Origin of the sequence: Pseudomonas sp. ACN8 (assembly GCF_002303925.1) — a bacterium.
Lineage (GTDB): Bacteria > Pseudomonadota > Gammaproteobacteria > Pseudomonadales > Pseudomonadaceae > Aquipseudomonas.
Map to the genome: position 1 here is coordinate 21032 of NZ_MRCS01000053.1, position 22617 is coordinate 43648.

At 61.3% G+C, this 22617-nt stretch carries 18 protein-coding genes and 3 pseudogenes; 12 read left to right on the forward strand and 9 right to left on the reverse strand.

The genetic code is table 11. The annotated features are described in order from the left end of the window. The 4 genes from BSF44_RS24520 to BSF44_RS24535 all read left to right on the forward strand — a co-directional run bounded on the left by BSF44_RS24520 (position 1) and on the right by BSF44_RS24535 (position 4445). Positions 1–828, forward strand: coding sequence for an ABC transporter permease (locus BSF44_RS24520; RefSeq protein ID WP_095945703.1), 828 nt, complete (start codon positions 1–3; stop codon positions 826–828). After that, positions 821–2293, forward strand: a complete 1473-nt coding sequence (locus tag BSF44_RS24525; RefSeq protein ID WP_095945704.1) for an aldehyde dehydrogenase family protein — start codon at positions 821–823, stop codon at positions 2291–2293. The genes BSF44_RS24520 and BSF44_RS24525 overlap by 8 nt, the downstream gene beginning before the upstream one ends. A gap of 225 nt (positions 2294–2518) precedes the next feature. Beyond that, positions 2519–3286, forward strand: coding sequence for a metallophosphoesterase (locus BSF44_RS24530; RefSeq protein ID WP_095945705.1), 768 nt, complete (start codon positions 2519–2521; stop codon positions 3284–3286). A gap of 127 nt (positions 3287–3413) precedes the next feature. Further along, positions 3414–4445, forward strand: a complete 1032-nt coding sequence (locus tag BSF44_RS24535; protein WP_095945706.1) for an NAD(P)-dependent alcohol dehydrogenase — start codon at positions 3414–3416, stop codon at positions 4443–4445. Positions 4446–4612: 167 nt separating this feature from the next. Here BSF44_RS24535 and BSF44_RS24545 read toward each other — a convergent pair whose 3' ends face one another. The 5 genes from BSF44_RS24545 to BSF44_RS24565 all read right to left on the reverse strand — a co-directional run bounded on the left by BSF44_RS24545 (position 4613) and on the right by BSF44_RS24565 (position 9028). Then, positions 4613–6163: a glycosyltransferase family 39 protein gene (locus tag BSF44_RS24545; RefSeq protein WP_095945708.1), complete on the reverse strand. Its 1551-nt coding sequence runs from the start codon at positions 6161–6163 to the stop codon at positions 4613–4615. Positions 6164–6166: 3 nt separating this feature from the next. Next, complete coding sequence (locus tag BSF44_RS24550) at positions 6167–6445, reverse strand: lipid-A-disaccharide synthase N-terminal domain-containing protein (RefSeq protein ID WP_095945709.1); 279 nt, start codon at positions 6443–6445, stop codon at positions 6167–6169. Beyond that, positions 6442–7182, reverse strand: a complete 741-nt coding sequence (locus tag BSF44_RS24555) for a glycosyltransferase family 2 protein (RefSeq protein ID WP_095945710.1) — start codon at positions 7180–7182, stop codon at positions 6442–6444. The genes BSF44_RS24550 and BSF44_RS24555 overlap by 4 nt, the downstream gene beginning before the upstream one ends. Before the next feature lie 49 nt (positions 7183–7231). Next, positions 7232–8209, reverse strand: coding sequence for an NAD-dependent epimerase (locus BSF44_RS24560; RefSeq protein ID WP_095945711.1), 978 nt, complete (start codon positions 8207–8209; stop codon positions 7232–7234). 198 nt (positions 8210–8407) lie between these two features. Then, positions 8408–9028: a cell wall hydrolase gene (locus tag BSF44_RS24565; RefSeq protein ID WP_095945712.1), complete on the reverse strand. Its 621-nt coding sequence runs from the start codon at positions 9026–9028 to the stop codon at positions 8408–8410. Between the two features lie 141 nt (positions 9029–9169). Here BSF44_RS24565 and BSF44_RS24570 point away from each other — a divergent pair, with 141 nt between their 5' ends. The 5 genes and pseudogenes from BSF44_RS24570 to BSF44_RS24590 all read left to right on the forward strand — a co-directional run bounded on the left by BSF44_RS24570 (position 9170) and on the right by BSF44_RS24590 (position 14773). Then, complete coding sequence (locus BSF44_RS24570; protein WP_095945713.1) at positions 9170–10021, forward strand: CAP domain-containing protein; 852 nt, start codon at positions 9170–9172, stop codon at positions 10019–10021. Between the two features lie 441 nt (positions 10022–10462). Next, positions 10463–11461, forward strand: coding sequence for a GTP 3',8-cyclase MoaA (gene moaA, locus BSF44_RS24580; RefSeq protein ID WP_095945715.1), 999 nt, complete (start codon positions 10463–10465; stop codon positions 11459–11461). Between the two features lie 69 nt (positions 11462–11530). Beyond that, positions 11531–11656, forward strand: a pseudogene (locus tag BSF44_RS30060) (bestrophin); the annotation flags it as partial. 111 nt (positions 11657–11767) lie between these two features. Beyond that, positions 11768–13126: a chromate efflux transporter gene (gene chrA / locus BSF44_RS24585; protein WP_095945716.1), complete on the forward strand. Its 1359-nt coding sequence runs from the start codon at positions 11768–11770 to the stop codon at positions 13124–13126. 363 nt (positions 13127–13489) lie between these two features. Next, positions 13490–14773, forward strand: coding sequence for an FAD-binding oxidoreductase (locus tag BSF44_RS24590; RefSeq protein WP_095945717.1), 1284 nt, complete (start codon positions 13490–13492; stop codon positions 14771–14773). A gap of 214 nt (positions 14774–14987) precedes the next feature. Here the strand turns inward: BSF44_RS24590 and BSF44_RS31180 are convergent. Then, positions 14988–15083 (reverse strand): annotated as a pseudogene (locus tag BSF44_RS31180) (DeoR/GlpR transcriptional regulator); the annotation flags it as partial. Further along, positions 15079–15210: pseudogene (locus tag BSF44_RS31185) on the reverse strand (DeoR/GlpR transcriptional regulator); the annotation flags it as partial. The pseudogenes BSF44_RS31180 and BSF44_RS31185, both read right to left, overlap by 5 nt. A gap of 350 nt (positions 15211–15560) precedes the next feature. On the opposite strand from BSF44_RS31185, the gene speF reads away from it, so the two are divergent. Further along, positions 15561–17744: an ornithine decarboxylase SpeF gene (speF, locus tag BSF44_RS24600; RefSeq protein ID WP_095945718.1), complete on the forward strand. Its 2184-nt coding sequence runs from the start codon at positions 15561–15563 to the stop codon at positions 17742–17744. Between the two features lie 50 nt (positions 17745–17794). Here speF and ppk2 read toward each other — a convergent pair whose 3' ends face one another. Then, a complete protein-coding gene (gene ppk2 / locus BSF44_RS24605) occupies positions 17795–18613 on the reverse strand; it encodes a polyphosphate kinase 2 (protein ID WP_095945719.1) in 819 nt (272 codons plus the stop codon). A gap of 58 nt (positions 18614–18671) precedes the next feature. Continuing rightward, positions 18672–20393 (reverse strand): SulP family inorganic anion transporter, encoded by a 1722-nt coding sequence (locus BSF44_RS24610; protein ID WP_095945720.1) that lies wholly within the window; start codon positions 20391–20393, stop codon positions 18672–18674. Positions 20394–20716: 323 nt separating this feature from the next. On the opposite strand from BSF44_RS24610, the gene BSF44_RS24615 reads away from it, so the two are divergent. Together BSF44_RS24615 and BSF44_RS24620 are read left to right on the forward strand one after the other, a co-directional pair. Continuing rightward, entirely contained in the window at positions 20717–21169 is a 453-nt protein-coding gene (locus tag BSF44_RS24615; RefSeq protein WP_095945721.1) for a hypothetical protein, read from the forward strand. Positions 21170–21437: 268 nt separating this feature from the next. Next, a complete protein-coding gene (locus BSF44_RS24620) occupies positions 21438–22412 on the forward strand; it encodes an AraC family transcriptional regulator (RefSeq protein WP_224790024.1) in 975 nt (324 codons plus the stop codon). Positions 22413–22617: the final 205 nt, after the last annotated feature.

The window sequence follows — 22617 nt, forward strand, 5'->3', positions numbered from 1 at the left end:
ATGTGGCTGCGCAGCTATTCGACCTCGCTGTACCTGTTCCTCTACGCGCCGATTGCCTTGATCGTGCTGTTCAGCTTCAACGCCGGGCGCAGCGGCCTGGCGTTCCAGTGCTGTTCGGTGCAATGGTTCGGCACCGCGTTCGGCAACCCGTTCATCATGGAAGCCCTGGGCAACAGCGCGCTGATCGCTTTCAGTTCAGCAGTGATTGCCACGCTGTTCGGCACCCTGGCGGTGTTCGGCCTGCAGCGCTGCGGCGCCAAAGTACGCCTGATGTTCGATGCCCTGACCTACTGCGCGATCATCGTCCCGGGCATCGTCATCGGCATCTCGACGCTGATCGCCTTCATCAGCCTGTTCGACCTGATCAACCCGCTGCTGGCGAGCTGGCTGCCGACTGTGCCGAAGCTGAACATGGGCTTCTTTACGGTGATCGCCGCGCATTCGTTGTTCACCATGGCCCTGGTGATGGTGATCGTGCGCAGCCGCGTCGATTCGCTGGACAAGGCCTTGCTGGAAGCGTCGGCGGACCTGTACGCGCCACCGATGGACACCTTCTGGCGCGTGACCCTGCCGCAGATCAGCCCGGCGATCATGGCCGGGTTCCTGCTGGCCTTCACCTTCAGCTTCGACGATTTCATCATCGCCTTCTTCGTCGCCGGCTCGGAAACGACGCTGCCGATCTACATCTTTTCTTCCATCCGCCGCGGCGTGACGCCGGAGATCAACGCGATCTCCACGGTGATCATCTGTGTGTCGCTGGCTTTGCTGTTCACTTCCCGCCATCTGCAAAACCGCCGTACCGGCGTTCAGGAGTCGCACCATGCGTGATCAGCTCTACATCAACGGCGAATGGGTCAGCCCGGACCTTGGCGGCTATCTGGATGTGATCGACCCGGCTACCGAACAGGCCTTCCACCGCGTGGCGGCAGGCACCGAAGAAGACGTCGACCACGCCGTGCGTGCGGCCCGGCGCGCCTTCGACAATGGCTGGGGCCAGACCAGCGGCGCCGAGCGCGGGCAGTGGCTGGAGGCGCTGGCCGATGAACTGGAAAGTGGCCAGCAGGCGCTGGCGGAACTGGAAGTACGCGACAACGGCAAACCCTTGCCCGAAGCGCAGTGGGACATTGGCGACGCGATTGGTTGCTTGCGTTACTACGCCGGTCTGGCCCGCGATCTGGACCAGCAACAGGACCAACCGCTGGCCTTGCCGGATGAGCGTTTTCGCTGTCGCCTGCGCCACGAGCCGATTGGCGTGGCCGGGCAGATCATTCCCTGGAACTACCCGCTGCTGATGGCCGCGTGGAAGGTCGCGCCAGCCTTGGCCGCCGGGGCCACAGTGGTGTTGAAGCCGTCCGAGCTGACGCCGCTGACCGCCCTGGAACTGGCGGCCGCCGCCGATCGTATCGGCTTGCCCGCCGGGGTGTTGAACCTGGTCACCGGCCTCGGCGCCGATGCCGGCAGCCCGCTCACCGAGCATCCGGGGGTGGACAAGCTGGCCTTCACCGGCAGCGTGCCCACCGGGGCGAAAATCATGTCGGCGGCGGCGCGGGACATCAAGAACATCAGCCTGGAACTGGGGGGCAAGTCTGCGTTCATCGTGTTCGAGGACGCCGATGTCGACGCCGCCGTGGAGTGGATTCTGTTCGGGATTTTCTGGAACCAGGGCCAGGTGTGCAGCGCGACTTCACGCCTGCTGGTGCAGGAAGCCATCGCCCCGCGCCTGATCGAACGGCTGGTGGAAGAAACCCGCAAGATCAGCATTGGCCCGGGCATGCAGCCCGGCGTGCTGCTCGGGCCGCTGGTCAGCCAGGGCCAGTACGACAAGGTGCTCGGTTTCATCGACCAGGGCCTGGCCAGCGGCGCCCGTTTGCTCACCGGCGGACGGCGACCGGCGCATCTGGCCGAAGGGTATTTCATCGAGCCGGCAATCTTCGACGAACCGGGGCACAGCAGCATTCTGTGGCGTGAAGAAGTGTTCGGCCCGGTGCTGTGCATCAAGCGCTTCAAGACCGAAGAGCAGGCGCTGCAAATGGCCAACGCCAGCCGCTTCGGCCTGGCCGCCGCCGTGATGAGCGCGGACCTGCAGCGCACCGCCCGGGTCGCCAACCAATTGCGCGCCGGCATCGTCTGGGTCAACTGCTCGCAACCGACCTTCGTCGAAGCGCCCTGGGGCGGCATGAAACACAGCGGCATCGGCCGGGAACTGGGGCAATGGGGGTTGCACAATTATCTTGAGGTCAAGCAGGTGACTGAGTACATCAGTGACCAGCCTTGGGGGTGGTACTTGAAGTAAAAAAGTCAACTGTAGGAGCGAGCCTGCTCGCGATAGCGGTCTGTCTGCCAACATCCCTGTTGGATGTGCCGGCCTCTTCGCGAGCAGGCTCGCTCCCACAGGGATTGTGGCGGGCCGTGGGGTTAGCGTTCACTGAAGATCAAACTGTGGGAGCAGGCTTGTGACAACGGGTTATCCACGCGTAACTTGAATAACCCGCCCTTCAAGACACGCCGGAGTTGATCCATGCGCATCGCCTTGCTGTCCGACATGCACCTGTCCGTCAACGCGATCCCGTTTCCCGCCGTGGAAGCCGACATCGTCGTGCTTGCCGGGGACATCGCCCGGCCGGCCAAGGCCATCGAGTGGGCCAGGGCGTGCCCGGTTCCGCTGCTGTATGTGGCGGGCAATCACGAGTTTTATGGTAGTGACCTGATCTCCACCTACGAGCAACTGAACAGCCTGGCGCAAGGCACGCAGATCCACGTTCTGGAACGCTCGGAGTACGTCCACGACGGCGTGCGTTTTCTCGGCTGCACCTTGTGGTCTGACTATCGCCTGCTCGACAGCCCGGATGATCGGGCGCTGGGCATCGATCTGGCGACCCAGCTGATCCGTGACTTCAGCCACATCAGGATTGCCCCCGACTTCCCGGACCTGTTCACACCAGCCATTTCCCAGTGGGTGTTTCTGCAGACGGTCGCCTGGCTGGAGGACTGCTTCAGCCGCGACAGCAGCACGCCCACGGTGGTGGTCTCGCATTTCGCCCCGACACGGTCGAGCATCAGCCCGACCTTTGCCGGTTCGCCGATCAACTCAAGTTTTGTCTCGGACCTCAAAGCGCGGATCAAGGACTGGCAGCCGGCACTGTGGCTGCATGGCCATACCCATGGCAGCTTCGATTATCGGGTGGGCAACACCCGCGTGGTCTGCAACCCTCGAGGCTATGCCAAGAATGGCATCAATGAAAATCCTGATTTCAATGAGGCTTTCGTGATCAATCTGCAGATCTGAGGCAACTCCGAAATCAACAGTCTCCAGGCTCGCGCCTGATGCAACGCCAGCAACCCGCTACACTTTCTTCGCTCCGCCGCTGCACCGTAGCGGCCAAGACCCCTGACTTCTGATCTGGAGGTATCCCATGAGCGACACCAGCGAACTCACCACCTTTACCGGCTGGGCCGCCACCGCAGCGGGCGCGCCACTGGAACGCTACAGCTACGACCCCGGTCCGCTGGGCAACGATGAGGTAGAAGTCGCCGTGGAATACTGCGGCGTCTGCCACTCCGACCAGTCGCTGATCGACAACGATTGGGGCATCAGCCACTACCCGTTCATCCCTGGCCACGAGGTGGTCGGCCGTATCGTGCGCCTGGGCGACCAGGTTCGCGGTCTCGAAATGGGCCAACGGGTGGGCATCGGTTGGTACAAGGGCAGTTGCATGCATTGCACCTCGTGCATCGAAGGCTCGCATAACCTGTGTCGCACCGTGCAACCGACCATCATCGGCAGCAACGGCGGCTTTGCCGACCGCATTCGTTCGCACTGGGCCTGGGCCCTGCCGATCCCGGCCGGGCTCGATCCGGCAATGGCCGGGCCGTTGTTCTGTGCTGGTTCCACCGTGTTCAACCCGCTGGTGGAGTTCGGCATCAAGCCCACCGACCGGGCCGGCGTGGTGGGCATCGGCGGTCTCGGTCACCTGGCGCTGCGTTTCCTCAACGCCTGGGGTTGCGAAGTCACGGCGTTCACCTCATCGCTGGGCAAGCAGGACGAAGCCAGGCGTCTGGGCGCGCACAAGGTGGTCGCCTCGACCGACACCGATGCGCTTAATGCCATTGCCGGCACCCTGGATTTCCTGCTGGTCACCGCCAACGCCAACCTCGACTGGACCGCCATGCTCGCCACCCTGCGCGGCAAGGGTCGCCTGCACTTTGTCGGCGTCGTGCCCGATGCCATACCGGTGCATGTGTTCAATCTGATTCCCCAGCAAAAAGTCTTGTCCGCCTCACCGGTCGGCTCACCCGCCAACACCGCGATGATGCTGGAGTTCTGCGCCCGCCATCAGATCCTGCCGCAGGTCGAGATGTTTCCCATGAGCCGCATCAACGAGGCCGTCGATCATTTGCGCAGTGGCAAGGCGCGCTACCGCGTGGTGCTGGACGCCAGTCAGTGACAGGCGACGAACGAAGACTGGTTTGGAAGTCACTTCATTTTCGACTCAAACGCGGTCTCTTGTAGGAGCTGGCTTGCCAGCGATGGTCGTTAACGATAACGCGCGTAAGCTGGATAAACGCGGCACATTTGAGTCCATCGCCGGCAAGCCGGCTCCTACAAGTCCCCTCAGGGATTGGCTACCTGTACTGGTGCCGATGGCATGTGCGGGTCATTCCAGGTGAACCGATAGGCTCTACCGGCCTCTTGCGGCAGGCATTTGCCGTTGTCGGCATCCGCGCCCACGATCGACCAGTTCGCCCGGGCGTTTTCCCCCAGTTCACGGGCCGCTTCGGGATTGAAGCACTGCTTGAGTACGTCATCCGGCACCAAAGCGTAGGCCTTGGGGTGTTCGCGCAGGTACAGCGCGGCCTTTTCGATGGTCGAATTGTCCATGCCGAAATGTACGATCGGCTGCCGGGCGAACAACCAGTGCCCCTCCTCCCAGTTGACCAGCACCAGATCGGCGCCCTGAGTCATGGTCGCCGCCTGGGTCATGAGCACCTGATCAACGTTGGTGCCGTCCTTGAGCGGTTCGATGAAACCACGGGCGAACCACAGCACGAACCAGGTCGCCGCCAGTGCCGGGAACACCCGACGCAAACCCGGGAGCCGTTTGAACCAGCGCTTGAGCAGCCACGGGATCAACGGCGCGGCGACCAGCACCAGCCCGGGCAGTGCCGGGTAGATGTACAACTTGCGCTTGCCCGTGCTGATGCAGAAGAACAGCACCACCAGCAGCACCCAGCCGAGCAAGACCAACACCCGGCCGTCGCGTTTTTGTAGCTGACGGCGCCAGGCCGGCACCAGCCATGGCAACACCAGCACCAACGGCAGCCAGTACTGCGGAATCACGTTGGTGAAGAAATACCAGAACGGTTCGCGGTGATGCCACGCAGCGGCATAGCGGCCGGCGGTCTGACGCAGGAGGATCTCCCGCGCATAGGCCACTTCGTCTGCGCGGCCATCAACGATGATGGACAAGGCCAGGGGCAACAGCCAGATCGCAATCGCCGCGAGCATCACTGCTAACCCGAGCAACCACTTGCGTGCTTCACCGGGCATGGCCACCACACCAGGCCAGTCCTTGCGCATCCCATAGGCATAAGGAATCAGCAACAACGCCGGCAGAAAACCCACGCCTTTGGTGATCACGCCAATGCCCATGGCCGCGCAGCCGGCGTAAAACCAGCGCCATGCAGGTCCCAGCAGCAGGTGTCGCGCCAGACCGTACAGGCCCAGGGAGGTGAACAGAATCAACAAACTGTCGATCTGACCGGTGCGCAGAATGCTGTAGGTCTGGTACGTCGCCAGGTACAACAACGCGGCGTTGCGCCCGGTACGCTGGGTCCACAGGCGACGGCCCAGGTCATAGACCATCGCCGTGACCGTCACCGCCGAAAACAGTCCCGGGATATAAAGGGCGATGTTGGGCTTGCCGGTCAGCCAGGTGAAGAACGCCACCGCCCACATGAAAATCGGCGGTTTGTCGCCGTAGATCTCGGCGGCCCGATGCGGGATCAGCCACGAGCCGTTCTGCAACATCTCCAGTGCGACACCGAGGAAACGTTCTTCGTCCACATTCTGCGCCTGACGCAGGCCCATTCCCGCGCCGATCAGCAACAGGGCAAGCAGCATCACCCCCAGGCACTCGACCCTGGGCGACAACGATCTACGCATGGCTTATTCCTTTGCGCTTCTGCTTTTGGCAATCAATTGCAGGTTGCGAAAATAGACGAGGGAGCCAAAGGCCTGCCCAACGATGAACACCGGGTCCTGGCGGTATATGGCGTAGGCGAGCAACAAGGTGCTGCCGACGATGCTCAGGTACCAGAAGTTGGTCGGGATCACGCTGCGTTTCTTGTACTCGCTGTACAACCACTGCAAGACAAACCGCCCGGTAAAGGCAGCCTGCCCGGCAAAGCCGACCAGCAACCACAGGGTTTCACGGGTCAAAATCATCCTTCGAGCTCCTGGGCGTGGGTGTTCAGGCGCGTGCGTTTGATCAGCCACCAGACACCGATCAGGTCAAGAATGCCGACCAGCGCGCGGTCGAGATTGCCGTATTTCGACACCCCGGCCGTGCGCGGCCGGTGGTTGACCGGGTGCACGATCATGCGTCCGTTATGGCGCTGGATCAGCGCCGGAATATAGCGATGCATGTGGTCGAAGTACGGCAGCCGCAAGAACGCCGCGCGCTCGATCAGCTTCAGGCCGCAACCGGTGTCCGGGGTGGCGTCCTTGAGCAGGCGCCGGCGCAGGTTGTTGGCGAACCGCGAGGCGTAGCGTTTGCTCGCGGTGTCGCGGCGATTGACCCGGTGCCCGGCCACCAGTTGCACGTCGACCTTGCCTGGCTCGCCGCGCACCAGCGCGAGCATGCCGGGAATGTCCGCCGGATCGTTCTGACCGTCGCCATCGAGGGTCGCCAGCCACTGCCCGCGAGCCTCCCGTGCCGCGTGATACAGCGAGGTGCTCTGCCCCAGCGACCGCTCGTGATGCAGGATACGCAAGGTGTTCAGGCCGTTTTGACGAATCTGCCGCAGTTCCTGCAGGGTCGAATCGGTGCTGCCGTCGTCGACCACGATGATTTCGTAGGATTCATCGGCCAGCGCCACGCGGATTTCCTCCAGTAGCGGCTTGAGGTTGTTCGCTTCGTTCCTGGCGGGAATCAGTACGGATACAAAAATGTCTTGGCTCATGGGGTCTCTCTCGCCTTTTTTGATTTTTTGGAGATCAGAGGCGAACGCTTCAAATCCGGTAGAACTGCCGATACCACTTCACAAATGCTCTGACGCCGGTTTCCAGCGTCACCTGCGGGCTGAAGCCCACCCACTCGGCCAGCGCCGAGACATCGGCCCAGGTCTTGACCACATCTCCGGCCTGCATCGGCAGGTAGTTGCGCCGGGCTTGCAGGTCCAGGGCTGATTCCAGGCACTCGACGAAATCCAGCAACGCCACCGGCATGCCGCGACCGATGTTGAACAGCCGGTTGACCCCGGCGGCAGATCCTTCCGGCACCGGAGGCTTTGGGCGCAGTCGGGCGATGCCTTCGACAATGTCGTCGACACAGGTAAAGTCGCGGGACATCTGCCCCTGGTTGTAAATGTCGATGGGCAGGCCTTTGAGAATGGCGTCGGTGAACTTGAACAGCGCCATGTCCGGGCGCCCCCACGGGCCGTAGACGGTAAAAAAGCGCAGGCCACTGGCTTTCAGGCCATACAAATGGCAGTAACTTTCGGCCAGCAGTTCATTGGCACGCTTGCTGGCGGCATACAGCGAAACGGGATGTTCGACAGGGTCCTCGACACTGAATGGCAGCTTGCTGTTGGCGCCGTACACCGAACTGCTCGAGGCGTAGATCAGGTGCTCGGAGCGATGGTGCCGACAGGCTTCGAGCACATTGAGGAAACCCACCAGGTTCGATTGCCCATAGATATCCGGGTTGTCCAGCGAATAGCGCACTCCAGCCTGGGCGGCCAGGTGCACCACCTCGGTAAAGGCGTGTTCCTGAAACAGGCTCATCAGGGCCGTTTTGTCGACGATGTCCATTTTCCGGAAACGAAACCCCGGCAGCGTCTCCAGCACCTTGAGGCGTGCGTGCTTGAGTTCCACGTCGTAGTAGTCGTTGAGGTTGTCGATACCGACGACCTCCTGACCCTCGCGGCACAAGCGCTGGACCGTATGAAAGCCGATGAAACCGGCCGCACCGGTGACCAGGACGGTCATGGGAAACGCGCCGGCGACTGCGCCGCGATCGACGCGAGGTTACTGATCCGGACCCTCGTCAACTTCATGTGTAGTCCCTGTTTATGGCTTCATTCGCGCACGGTTGCGTTATGAAGCTTATAAAACAGGCACATTTCAGTTTGGATAACGCCTGGCACTACCTCGGAAAAATAAAATATCCGGCCGAAAACACCGCGGCTATCTGGCCGATCCGCCATGGGGTTTGTAAAACCGGAACAAACCGATATCCACGGTCTTGATGTATTGCCTGGCCCAATCCGGCTTGACCGTACGATCATGGAAATACAGGGCACCGTTGGTGCGATCCGGCAGTTCCTTGTTCAGGGCCTTGCGCGCGATTTCCTTGGCCATCGCGTAAGGCACCTCTTCCTGGACCGAATCGGATTTGCCGTCGCACCACCAGGAGAACTGGCAACTCTGGGTCTGCGAACCCTGTTTGACCACTTTGCATACCGTGTCCGGAAAACCTTCGTGGCCCAGGCGATTCATGACCACATTGGCCACCGCCTCCATGTCGGCGGCGTCCTTGCCCTTGGCTTCCCAGTAAATGGACCGGGCCAGGCAGGTGATTGCATCGTCCAGCGGCGCGGTGCCGACCGGGTCGACGGCCTGGACTTCGGACGGGGTAATGGCTTCGGCCTTGGGCGCCGGTGCGGGGCTGTTGCTCTCGGCGGCTTTCTGTTCCAGCACTTCGGCCTTGTTCTCGGCCGCTTGCTGCTTTTGCGCTTGATCCGTAGCGGATACCGGGCCAGCAAGCAACGTCAGTGCGAAGCAGGTGGCGATCCAGTCGAGGCGCATGGTCGGTGTCACTCGGTGAGTGGTTCAATTGAGTCTAGTAGTGAAATGATTTCGCCCACCCCACTACACTCTGGATAAATCCGTTGTCTTAGCTGGGCCAACTTCGCGCATCATGGGCGCAATCTGCTCAAGGGGATATTCATGGGTTTCATCTCATCCGCAATGCGTTTGGCCGGTGTGTCACTGGGCCTGGTATTCGCCGCCAACGTCGTGGCGGCCGACGAAACGCAATTGATCGAATCGATCAATGTCTACCGCAGCCAACTGCAGCGCTGTGCAGGCCAGGTTTCATCGGAGCTTCCACCGCTGTCGGCCGACCCGCGCCTGGTGCTGACCGCCCCGAGCATCGGTAATCTGCAGCAGGCCATGGCCACTGCCGGTTATCCCATGAAAAATGTGCAGGCCATCAGCCTGTCCGGGCCTCGTGATGCGGCGTCGGCGATGAAGGCGATCCAGGAGAGCTTTTGCCAGATCGTCCTCGACCCGCAATTCGTCGACGTCGGCGTCAGCCGCCAGGACAATCAGTGGCGCATCGTCGTGGCACGACCGTTATTGAGCGCACGCCTGGGCGACTGGCAGACCGAGGGCCAGAAGCTGCTCATCGAGCTCAACGCAGCACGGGCCAAGCCGCGTCAATGCGGCACCCAGTCTTTCAATGCGACCGCGCCGCTGGCCTGGAACGCCACGCTGGCCACCGCCGCCGAAACCCACTCGCGCGCCATGGCCAACAACAACTTCTTCGACCACAAGGACCGCGACGGCCGCACCCCGGGCGACCGCGCGGAACTGGCCGGCTACAACTTCCAGCAGATCGGCGAAAACATCGCCGCCGGGCAAGACAGCGTACGCAAAGTGGTCGAAGGCTGGCTGACCAGCCCCGGTCATTGCGCCAACCTGATGAACCCGCAGTTCAACGAATTGGGCGCGGCCTATGCGAATGATCCGAAGAGCGATGCGGGGATCTACTGGACGGCGATGTTTGGGGCCCAGTGAGCAATTTGGCAAGTTTCTTTACGGTGACAACATGACAAGCATCCCGATAGGTTTGATTGTCGGCATGCGCGGTGGCGCTCGGTTTTGGAGAAAATCACACCGCCTACCCAGGGAAAAATCTGCTCCATCATGGTTTTTTCTTTATTTTCAGTCGCTTGAATTAACTAAAAGTAATTTTTAAAGCCAAATTAAGTTCATCATAGAGCTGGTCGATCAATCGGTTATTAATAGTGATTGGACACCTCTCGAAGCTACTCTTAGCCTGCGCTCAACAAATCCGCAAATAACGGAATTCGTAACTGTAGGAGCGAGCCTGCTCCGGGCGGCGATCCGACGATGGCCCCAAGGACACCGCGTTCAACCAGAAACCGCGCGTAATCGTTAACGACCATCGCGAGCAGGCTCGCTCCTACAGATTTTTCGGTGCCTAGAGAAAAAATCATGTCCGAACGAGTCTTGATCGATGGCTTCTCCCGGCGCGTGGATTATCTGCGGATGTCGGTCACCGACCGCTGCGATTTCCGTTGCGTGTATTGCATGGCCGAGGACATGCAGTTTCTGCCGCGCCAACGGGTGCTGACCCTGGAAGAGATCTATCAACTGGCACAAAGCTTCGTGGCGCTGGGCACCCGCAAGATCCGCCTGACCGGGGGCGAGCCGCTGATCCGTCCGGGCGTGGTGCAGCTGTGCGAGAAGATCGCCGCCCTGCCCGGCCTGCGTGAACTGTGCATGACCACCAACGGTTCGCAGCTGGCAAAACTGGCCGAGCCGTTGTTCGACGCCGGGGTCAAGCGCCTCAACATCAGCCTCGACTGCCTGGACCCGCAACGTTTTCGCGAACTGACCCGCACCGGTGATCTGGCGCAAGTGATCAAGGGTATCGACGCCGCCAACCGGGCAGGATTTCGCAATACCAAGCTCAACTGCGTGGTGATGAAGGGCCGCAACGACCATGAGATCAATGATCTGGTGAACTTCGCCATCGACCGCAATCTCGACATCTCCTTCATCGAGGAAATGCCGCTGGGCAGCATCGATGAACACAGCCGCGCCGAATCGTTTTTCGCAAGCAGCCAGGTCCGCGAACGCATCGCCGAACGCTACACCTTGATTGATTCCGCCGAGTCGACCCAGGGGCCGTCGCGCTACTGGCGCCTGGCCGAAGCGCCGCAGATTCGCCTGGGCTTCATCTCGCCCCACAGCCACAACTTTTGCGGCACCTGCAATCGGGTGCGGCTGACCGTGGAAGGGCGCCTGCTGCTGTGCCTGGGCAATGAACACTCGGTGGATCTCAAGGCTGTCCTGCGCAGCCATCCCGGACAGCCCGAACGCCTGGAAACAGCCATTATCGAGGCGATGAAACTCAAGCCTTATCGACACAACTTTGAAGTGAACGACGATGTCCAGGTTGTTCGCTTCATGAACATGACGGGCGGCTGAAACCCATGATCGTGAGAACCTGTTCTGCATCCTTTTGCCCTTCGCCATGGCTGAACCCCTGGGCTGGAAGAGCCCTTCGGCCGCGATGAAAACGACCTGCCAACCGATGCCATCGTGCGCAACATCGAGCATGATGTGCTGGCTGCGCAGGGCGTGACGGAGTTGCCGCCAGAGCTGGAGCCTGTCGGAGCGGTGTCGCCCATTTCCACGGTGCAGCCCCGGCACTTCAACTCAGGCGGCTATGCAACGCGCTCCGGCATAGCTACAGTCGTTGGCTCAAAGCTCCTCTGCACAAGGAATTTCCGCTTGAGCCCCACGCCCTCCCCGGTTACCCAACAGGATGTGCCGCAGCCACGGTCCATCAGCCTGCGCGAAGCCTTTCTATTCTGGCTCAAGCTTGGCTTCATCAGTTTCGGCGGGCCGGCGGGGCAGATTTCGATCATGCACCAGGAGCTGGTCGAGCGCCGGCGCTGGATCTCCGAGCGGCGTTTTCTGCATGCCCTCAACTACTGCATGTTGCTGCCCGGGCCCGAGGCTCAGCAGTTGGCGACCTACATCGGCTGGCTGATGCACCGGACCTGGGGCGGCGTGATCGCTGGCGTGCTGTTTGTGTTGCCGTCGCTGTTCATCCTGATTGCGCTGTCCTGGGTGTACATCGCGTTTGGCGAAGTGCCCGTGGTCGCCGGACTGTTCTACGGGATCAAGCCCGCGGTCACGGCAATCGTGGTGCAGGCGGCTCACCGGATCGGCTCGCGGGCGCTGAAAAACGGCTGGTTATGGGGCATCGCCGCCGCGTCCTTCGTGGCCATCTTCGTGCTCAATATGCCGTTTCCGCTGATCGTGCTCGGCGCGGCGGTCATCGGCTTTTTCGGTGGACGCCTGGCGCCGGAAAAATTCAGGACCGGTGGCCACAGCGCGGCGAAGAAGTCCTTCGGTCCGGCCGTGATCGACGATGACACCCCAACCCCCGGACACGCCCGTTTCAGCGGCTGGAAACTGGCGCGCCTGGCCGTGATCGGTGCGATCTTGTGGACACTGCCCATGGCCATGCTCACCGCACTGTTCGGCTGGGAAGGCACGCTGACCCAGATGGCCTGGTTCTTCACCAAGGCCGCGCTGCTGACCTTTGGCGGCGCCTACGCGGTGCTGCCGTATGTCTATCAGGGCGCGGTCGGTCACTATGGATGGCTGACGCCGACGCAGATGATCGACGGCCTGGCGCTTGGTGAAACCACCCCGGGTCCGTTGATCATGGTCGTCGCCTTCGTCGGGTTCATCGGCGCCTACGTGCTTCAGGTCTTCGGGCCGGATCAAGCGTTTGTCGCCGGTGCCGTGGCCGCCACGCTGGTGACCTGGTTCACCTTCCTGCCTTCGTTCCTGTTCATCCTCGCCGGCGGGCCATTGGTGGAATCGACGCACAACGAACTCAAGTTCACCGCGCCGCTGACGGCCATTACGGCCGCCGTGGTCGGCGTGATTCTCAATCTGGCCTGTTTCTTTGGTTACCACGTGCTGTGGCCCAAAGGCTTCGAAGGAGCACTGGACTGGCCTTCGCTGCTGATCGCGATTGTGGCGGGCATTGCCTTGCTTCGGTTCAAGCGCGGGGTGATCGAGGTGTTGATCGGCTGCGGGTTGATCGGCCTCGGGATTCACCTTGCAGGTTGAAGGGCGACCCCCTACTATCCAGCATCCCCGGAGGCTTCGGCCTCCAACGTTGTCCGCAGCCGGAAACACGCGCATGAAGCGTATTGTCAACCTGCCCATGGCCCTGCGCCGCTCCAAATTGCGTCACTCCGCACGTCCGCCGGATAGCGCCCTGCTCGCCTGATCGGCGAGCCCCCTCCTTCGCTATCCCTGCGTTTGCTCAGCGTATGCCATCCCTGTGGGAGCGAGCCTGCTCGCGATAGCCGAGTGTCATTCGACATCAACGGTGAATGACACTCCGCTATCGCGAGCAGGCTCGCTCCTCCAGGTTGCGCACTTCGACTGGCTGGCATTGGGTTCTCCCAAATTTGCGTGGACACCGACATGACTCAACGTTGCAATTCCTATTACACCGCCACCCTCAACCAGGACACCGATTACCCGACGCTGCAAGGCCGGCACCGGGTTGACGTGGTGATCATCGGCGGTGGTTTCACCGGCGTGGCCAGCGCCGTCGAGCTGGCGGAAAAAGGCCTGAAGGTCGCCATCGTCGAAAGCCACAAGATCGGTTGGGGCGCCACCGGGCGCAATGGAGGCCAGGTCACCGGCAGCCTGTCGGGCGACGAAGCCATGCGCAAACAGATGCGCCGCAGCATCGGGGATGAAGTCGACGATTTCATCTGGAACCTGCGCTGGCGCGGGCACCAGATCATCCGGCAGCGCGTGGAAAAATACGGCATCGCCTGCGATCTCAAGCAGGGTCACCTGCACGCGGCGTACAAACCCGCGCACATGGTCGGCTTGCGCAAGGATTACGAAGAGGCGGTGCACCGTGGCATGGGCGACGAGGTCAGCCTGCTCGACCGCAGCCAGGTGCGTGACCTGCTGCAAAGCGACCTCTACCACGGCGCGATCAAGAACACCCGCAACATGCACCTGCATCCGTTGAACCTGTGCATCGGCGAGGCCCGCGCAGCCGAGAGCCTGGGTGCGTTAATCTTCGAGAACAGCGAGGTGCTTGAGATCATCCATGGCGACATGCCGGGTATACGCACCGCCCACGGGCAGATCGACGCCAACCAGGTACTGCTGGCCGGCGACGTCTACCACAAGCTGGAACCGGGCAAGCTCAAGGGCAAGATTTTCCCGGCCATGGGCGGCATCGTCACCACCGCGCCGCTGGGCGATCTGGCCAGACAGATCAACCCCGAGGACCTGGCGGTCTACGACTGCCGTTTCGTACTCGACTACTACCGCCTCACCGCCGACGGTCGCCTGTTGTTCGGTGGCGGCGCCAACTACAGCGGCAAGGATTCACGCGACATCGCCGCCGAACTGCGCCCATGCATCGAGCAAACCTTCCCGGCGCTCAAGGGCGTGGCCATCGACTACCAGTGGAGCTGCGCGATGGGCATCGTGATCAACCGCATTCCGCAACTGGGCAAGCTCTCGGACAACGTCTGGTATTGCCAGGGCTACTCCGGCCACGGCATCGCCACCACCCACATCATGGGTGAAATCATGGGCCGCGCGATCACAGGACAAATGCAGCAGTTCGACACCTTCGCCGCCTGCCAGCACATCCGCGTACCCATGGGCGACCTGCTGGGCAACCCGATGCTCGCCGCGGGCATGTGGTACTACCAGATGCTGGAGCGGTTGCGCTGAGGTTACTGGCCAATACATTCAACATGGATGTTGTTTGTACTGGCCTCTTCGCGAGCAGGCTCGCTCCCACAGGGATCGATGTCGACCTCAAACATCAAGGCCGGCAAACACCCCTTGCAGGAGCGAGCCTGCTCGCGAAAGCGGTGTGTCATTCAGTAATGATGTCGGCTGAAAGTACGTCATCGCGAGCAAGCTCGCTCCCACAAAGACCTACTCAAGCCTGCACCACCTCAACCCCCAGCGCCCGGTAGTCCTCGACATTGCCTGACGCCACATGCCGTTCGCTGATCAGCGTGTGCACGCGGCTGCAAAGTGGTGGTGCCGGAATCGAACACCACGATCTGACCGCCCTGTACCCGTTGCGCGTCCAGTTGCGCCAGATGGGTTTTCACCTCGTCGGTTTCGCTGATCCGGGTGAAACGAACCGGCCAAGTATCATTTTTTTCGATCTTTCAAATCATTACGCCGAATTTTTTATTTTCCCGTGACCTGTTCAAGATGGCGCCGTCACTCATGTTTCGGATGGAAACCTCATGAATATCAATTTTGCTTTTGCCTGCATGATCGTGGTCTCGTTCACCATTGCGCTGGTACACGCCTGACCGACAGGGCGTGAGGCGTCACACGTCAAGATGTGCAAGGTCGCGGTCAAAAGCCTGACAGATCAGGAATATGCTCTATAACCAGTGGTGACCCGATTTCCGAGCAGGGGAACTGGAAGGCTCTCCCGGAAGTTGATCTCTAAAAAAGCTGCGGACAATTGAGTGCCCGCCAGGAGACACCACCGATGAAAGCCCTGAAAATCGCCGCCAGTGAAGGCGCATCTGAATGTTTCCTGAACGCTCGGGAGGTGGTCCCGCTCGGTCACACCGACTTCACCGACGTCGCCGTGGCCGTGGTGTCGGTCAATGATGTGTTGGCCGGATCCCTCGACGTCATTCAGCGCACCGGTTTTGATATTCCAATCTTCCTGGTGGCGTCCCCCGGCACCAGCACCCACCCCCGAGAAGTCTACAAACACCTCAACGACGTGCTGCTGCAAGTGAACGGCATCTTCGACCTGTCGCCCAGCAACATCGAATACCACGGCAACCAACTGGAGACCGCCGCCAAGGCCTACGAAGCAAGCCTGCTGCCACCGTTCTTCGATGCCCTCAAACACTACACCGAATCCGCCAACGCCACCTTCGCCTGCCCAGGCCACCAGGGCGGTCAGTTCTTTCGCAAGCACCCGGCCGGGCGGCAGTTTTTCGACTTTTTCGGCGAGACGCTGTTTCGCGCCGACATGTGCAACGCCGACGTCAAGCTCGGCGACCTGTTGATCCACGAAGGCCCGGCGCTGCTGGCGCAGAAACACGCCGCGCAAGTGTTCAACGCCGACAAGACCTACTTCGTGCTCAACGGCACCTCGGCTTCGAACAAGGTGGTGACCAACGCCCTGTTGACCCCCGGCGACCTGGTGCTGTTCGACCGCAACAACCACAAGTCCAACCACCAGGGCGCGCTGCTGCAGGCCGGTGCCACGCCGGTGTACCTGGAAACCGCGCGCAACCCCTACGGCTTCATCGGCGGCATCGACGCCCACTGTTTCGAAGAAGACTACCTGCGCGAACTCATCGCCGAGGTCGCCCCGGACAAGGCGCAACAGCCGCGGCCGTTCCGCCTGGCGATCATTCAGCTGGGCACCTACGACGGCACCATCTACAACGCCCGGCAAGTGGTCGACCGCATCGGCCAGCTGTGTGACTACATCCTGTTCGACTCGGCATGGGTCGGCTACGAGCAGTTCATCCCGATGATGAAGGACTGCTCGCCGCTGCTGCTCGATCTCAACGAGAACGACCCGGGCATCTTCGTCACCCAGTCGGTGCACAAGCAGCAGGCGGGTTTTTCCCAGGCCTCCCAGGTGCACAAGAAGGACCGCCACATCAAAGGCCAGGCGCGCTATTGCAACCACCACCGGCTCAACAACGCGTTCATGGCCCAGGCCTCCACCAGCCCGTTCTACCCGTTGTTCGCCTCGCTGGATGTCAACGCGCGCATTCATTCGGGCCGCAGCGGCCTGCGCCTGTGGGAAGACTGCGTGAAGTTCGGCATCGAAGCGCGCAAGTTGATCCTCGAAGCCTGCACCCTGGTCCGCCCGTTCGTGCCGCACGCTATTGAAGGGCGGGCGTGGGAAGACTATCCAACGGAAGAAATCGCCAACGACATCCGCTTCTTCGAGTTCCACCCCAAGGACCGCTGGCACGCCTTTGCCGGCTACGCCGAGAAGCAGTACTTCATCGACCCGTGCAAGTTGCTGTTCACCACGCCGGGTATCGACCCGGTGGACGGCAGCTATACCGACTTCGGCATACACGCCGGCATCCTCGCCAACTTCCTGCGCGAGAACGGCATCGTCCCGGAAAAATGCGACCTCAACTCGATCCTGTTCCTGCTCACCCCGGCCGAAGACTGGGCGAAGATGACCCACCTGGCGGCGCAAATCGCCCGTTTCGAACGATTCATCAGCGATGACGCGCCGATGAGCCGGGTGCTACCGGCGATCTACGCGCAGCATCAGGAACGCTACCGCAACTACACCATTCGCCAGCTCTGCCAGGAAATGCACGACCTGTATCGCCACCACAACGTGCAGCAACTGCAGAAGGACATGTTCCGCAAGGAACACTTCCCGAAAAAGGCCATGAACCCGCAACAGGCGCAAATCGAGTACATCCGCGGCAACGTCGAACTGGTGGCGCTGGCGCAGGCCGACGGGCGCATTGCCGCCGAGGGCGCGCTGCCTTATCCGCCAGGCGTCTTGTGCGTGGTACCGGGGGAAATCTGGGGCGGCGCGGTGCTCAAGTACTTCCTGGCGCTGGAAGAAGGCATCAACCGCTTGCCCGGTTTCACGCCGGAGTTGCAGGGGGTGTACCTGAAGCAGGAAGGCGGTCGTACCCGGGCGTATGGGTACGTGATCAAGGCCTGATGGCATGCAGCAGGAGTTGGCGTGGGCCGGCTCCTGCCCGATGCATCGGTCTAGAATTTTTCCGCGATGAACTTGAACGGATAGTTCGGATCCCGATAGTTGCCGGGACTTTGGCGCTTGGGCAGTTTCACTTTTGCCCGCGGTACTTCCTCATAAGGAATACTGCCCAACACATCGCTGATGATGTTCAGCCGCGCCCGGCGCTTGTCATTCGAGTTGGCGACCCGCCACGGTGCAAAATCGGTGTCGGTGGCCTCGAACATGTCGTCCCGGGCACGGGAGTAGTCGTACCAGCGGTTATAGGACTTGAGGTCCATGGGCGACAGCTTCCAGATCTTGCGCCCGTCAGTGATGCGCTCCTTGAGGCGTCGGGTCTGTTCCTCCTGGCTTACTTCAAGCCAGTACTTGATCAGGATGATTCCCGATTCGACCAGTGCCTGCTCGACGCGCGGCACCGAGGTGAGAAAATTGCGCACCTGTTCTTCGCTGCAAAAGCCCATGACCCGCTCCACACCGGCGCGGTTGTACCAGCTGCGATCGAAGATCACCACTTCGCCAGCCGCCGGCAGGTGCGGCAGATAGCGTTGCACATACATCTGGCTTTTTTCCCGCTCGGTCGGTGCCGGCAACGCCACCACCCGGAACAGCCGCGGACTGACCCGCTCGGTCAGCGCCTTGATGGTCCCGCCCTTGCCAGCGCCATCACGGCCCTCGAAGATAATGCAAACCTTCGCGCCCGTGTGCTGCACCCACTCCTGCAGCTTGACCATCTCGACATGCAGCCGCGCCAGTTCCTCGAGATACACCTTGTTCTTGAGCTTGCCGCTTTCAACCGGTTTGCTTTTGCTTGCCGCCTTCTTCTTCGCCATGCCCGTTAACTCCTTCAATGCGTCACATAGCGTCCGGAGTGCCCCCGGCCGCGTTCATTCAGCGTCGACTGCGCTGATAATGTTCAACCGCCAGTTCCAGGTTCAGGAACATGCGCGCCTCGCCCAGCGCATGGCCCAGGGGGGCCTTGATGACCATCTCCCATACGCTCGGGCTCATGCCCACCAGCCACAATGAAATGCCTTTTTCCTGCAGTTGCTGTTCCGCCCCGGTGAGCATTTTCAGCGCGGTGTACTCCAGGTCGAACACGCTGCGCAGGTCCAGGACCACAACCTTGGGGTTCGCCTCGTCAATCAGCGGCCGGATCTTGTCGGCGATGCGCTCGGCATTGGCGAAGAACACCCGCCCTTCAGGCCTGAGCAACAGCAGCCCGTCAAAGTGTTCGTCGTCTGCGTGGTCGGTGGCCTGCGGGCGATAGACGTTGGTGCCGGGCTTGCGTCCCAGGACATGCACGGGCGGGTCCGAGACCTGATAGGCCAGGGCCAGCAACGAGACGATGATCGCCACGACGATCCCTTGCAGCGTGCCCAGCAGTATCACGCCGATCATGGCCACCACGGCCCAGGCAAATTCGGTACGACGAACCGACAGGATCTCGCGAAATTCCGCCGGTTCGATCAGGCCCACCGAATACACGATCACCACGGCGGCGAGCGTGGCATTGGGCATCAGGCCAATGAGCGGTGCCAGCAGCAGGCAAGTGCCCAGTGCCAGTGCAGCGGTGACCAGTGCGGCCAGTTGCGAACGGGCGCCGGCCAGGCGGTTCACCGCTGTCTGGGTGGTCCCGCCACCGGCTACCATGGCCCCGAGAAACGCGCCACCGATGTTGGCGACGCCCGTGGCCAGCAGCTCCCGGTTCGGTTGTGGCGCGGGCTCGTCACTGCGGGCGAAAGCGCGCCCCGCCGCGATGGTTTCGGTGAAACTCATCAACGCGATACCCATCGCCGAGGACCACAGGGTCTCGACCATCGACCAGACCGGCAGGGTCGGCGCAGGCAATCCGATCGGCACCACACCGACGGCGGACACACCAAAGCGCTCCAGGCCAAACAGGCTCATGCCGATGATGCCAAGCGCCACCGCAATCAAGGGTGCGGGCAGCCTTGGCGTAAAACGCTTCATGCCCACCAGCAGCAGGACCATGAACACACCGACCGCCACGGTCGGCAACGAAGCATGGCCGACGCTCTGGACCGTGGCCACCAGGTTGTGCAGGAAGCCGCCTTTATCGATGTGCGTGCCCAACAGCTTGGGCAACTGGTCGAGCACGATGACCACGCCGATGCCGGCCTTGAAACCCACCAGCACCGGTTCGGAAATGAAATTGGCGACGAAGCCCAGGCGCAGCAACCCTGCAACGATCAGGATCGCGCCCACCATCAGGGCCAGCGTGGCGGAGCCGGCGAGCAAGGTCGCCGCATCGCCATCAGGGCTGATCTGGCCCAACGCGGAGCCGGCGAGAATGGCCAGGGTGGTTGTGGTGCTGACACTGAGCGGGCGCGACGTGCCGAGCACGGCATAGATCACCATCGGCACCAGCGCCGTGTACAACCCGACTTGCACCGGCAGGCCGGCAATGGTGGCGTACGCCAGCGCCTTGGGAATGACCACCGCCGCTGCCGTCAGCCCGGCGACCACATCGCTGCGCAGCCAGTCTGGCCGGTAGTTGTCGAGCCACTCCGGGATCAACAGGCTGCGCAAGGTTCCCCGCTGTGGAGTGCCTGTAATCCGCTCTTGCGGATGGCCGCCTTGTTGGTTCATCAGTCACTCCAGTGGCAAATCTTCCACGCAGATGATGAGTGGGCTCAACTGACCGCACAATCCTTTAACTGCACGCGCCCCCCCTTGCAAACCTTCATTGGCATCGAAGCGCGTGTGCCGGCAGGCAATCCACGCAGACTCGACCAGTTACAAATGTAGCGGGTTTGCACGGCTACGCCGCCACATGGCTGGCGAAGGAGATAGATGCCCCACCATCACCACTAAAAAATGAAAAGCCTTATATGGACGACGTCATGAAAGCGATAAATGAGCTATACCCGCTAATTCTCCCCATTGCAGTTCTTCAACTCAGGAGTTTGGCAATGAAGCTCAAAACCTCACTGGCAGCACTCATGGTTGCGGCAAGCCTTTTCGGCTGCACCACTTCATCGACCCACGGCGTAAACGTCAACCTGGCCGCCACCCGGCAAAACGCCGGTCAGATCGGCACCGTCACCTTGACCGACTGGGACAAGAAAACCGGGCTCAGTTTCTTCATCAGCGGTGCTCCAATGGGGGTTACCCTGCCCCTGCGCCTTTACTCGTTCATCAATAACGGCACCTGCGAGCAACCCGGGTCAGTCGCCTACGCGATGAACGACACCGTCAACACCGAAGCCCAACCCGTACGCGGCTGGACTTTTACCAGAACCGCGCCTGTGCCGTTGCAAACCCTGGTTGACGGCAAGTATTCGGTGGTCGTGCGAACGGCTGCGACCGATGGCAATGTCGATATCTTTTGCGGGGATATCAAGGCAACAGAGCCGGTGAAATAGCCGCGCCCCTTGCAGGCCAGTACCGCTCGCGCCACCGGTTGTCCGGTGCGAGCGGTGGCGTCGGGTGAACGGAAACGGGACCCGCGGCAACAACCAGTAACAAACCTGTCATTACTCACTGATAACGTCCAAACGCTTTCCCGAACCGCTTCCGCTCGATCTCCGATCGCCCAGTTTCCTGTACCAGGGCTTTGCCCATCCGCTCAAGGTGCCACTTCAGGTGTACGCAAGCACGACGCGCAAGCAAATCATCATCAGGTCCAACGACATGAGCTGCGACGACTTTGGCGCGTTGTTCTCGAACCTGTTCGGCAACCTCTATTCAGACTCTCCACCGCCGCCGAAAAACATCATCATTGGCGGGGTCTATGGCCGGCACGAAGGTGTCAGTTTTCGTCGCATGCACTATCGCGGTGATTTCACGGTGGCGTTTCCCGCCCCCCTTGATGAAATCACCTTCGTCATTCCCACCGCCGGCAAGATCATCTTCAACCACGTCACCGAGTCGGTCGGCTTCGCACAAATAGGCCTGGCGATCGACAAGGCCGAAGTCCGCTCGACGCGCTTTGTCGACAACCACGCACAACACGGGATTTCGATCAGCCGCCGCCTGATCACCGAGCGCCTGTCGGCTCTGTTGGGCAAACCTATCCTGCAAAAGGTGCATTTCGAGCCGGTGGTGGATCTGAATGTGGCGGCCTTGCAGGGCATCCGTGCGTTGATTGAACTGGCCACGGGCACCGAGTTCGACCTGCTGATCAACACGGGTTCGCTGATGCCTTCGCGCCTTCGCGAAATGCTGGTCGATGCGGTGCTGGAAGCCTGGCCGCACAACTTCACCGAAGCCCTGCGGCGCCCTTCCCCACTGATAGCGCCACGGCATGTGAAGCTGGCCGTCGAGTACATTCAGGCGCATCCCGACCACCTGGCCAGCGGCACGGAACTGGCGCAGTTGACCAACGTCAGCCTGCGCGCATTGCAGGAAGGTTTTCAGCGTTTCATGGGCACTTCGATCGTCGCCTATCAACGGCAGGTACGCCTGGAGCGCGCCTTTGCCGCGCTGTCCCAGGGGGTGTCGCCTTCGGTGACAGACGTGGCCCTGCAACACGGCTTCAGCAATGTCGGGCGGTTTTGCCAGTATTTCCAGAGTGCCTACGGCATCAGTCCCGCAGATGTGAGAAAGGGCCTGCGAACGCGGCCGATGAGTTCAGCTATACCTGAACCCTCGGGGGTTCAGGTATAGCAATGAGCCAATGTGGCAGCGAGCCTGCTCGCGAATAAGTCATCACATCCAACATCCATGTTGACTGACACTCCGCCATCGCGAGCAGGCTCGCTCCCACAAGGATCTCCAGTGAATGGTGCTCCGTCAGAACAGATAACTGGCCTTCAGCCCGCCATTGAAGCCGTGGCTGTCGCCGCCACCGCTGGCGCCGATTTCTGCACCC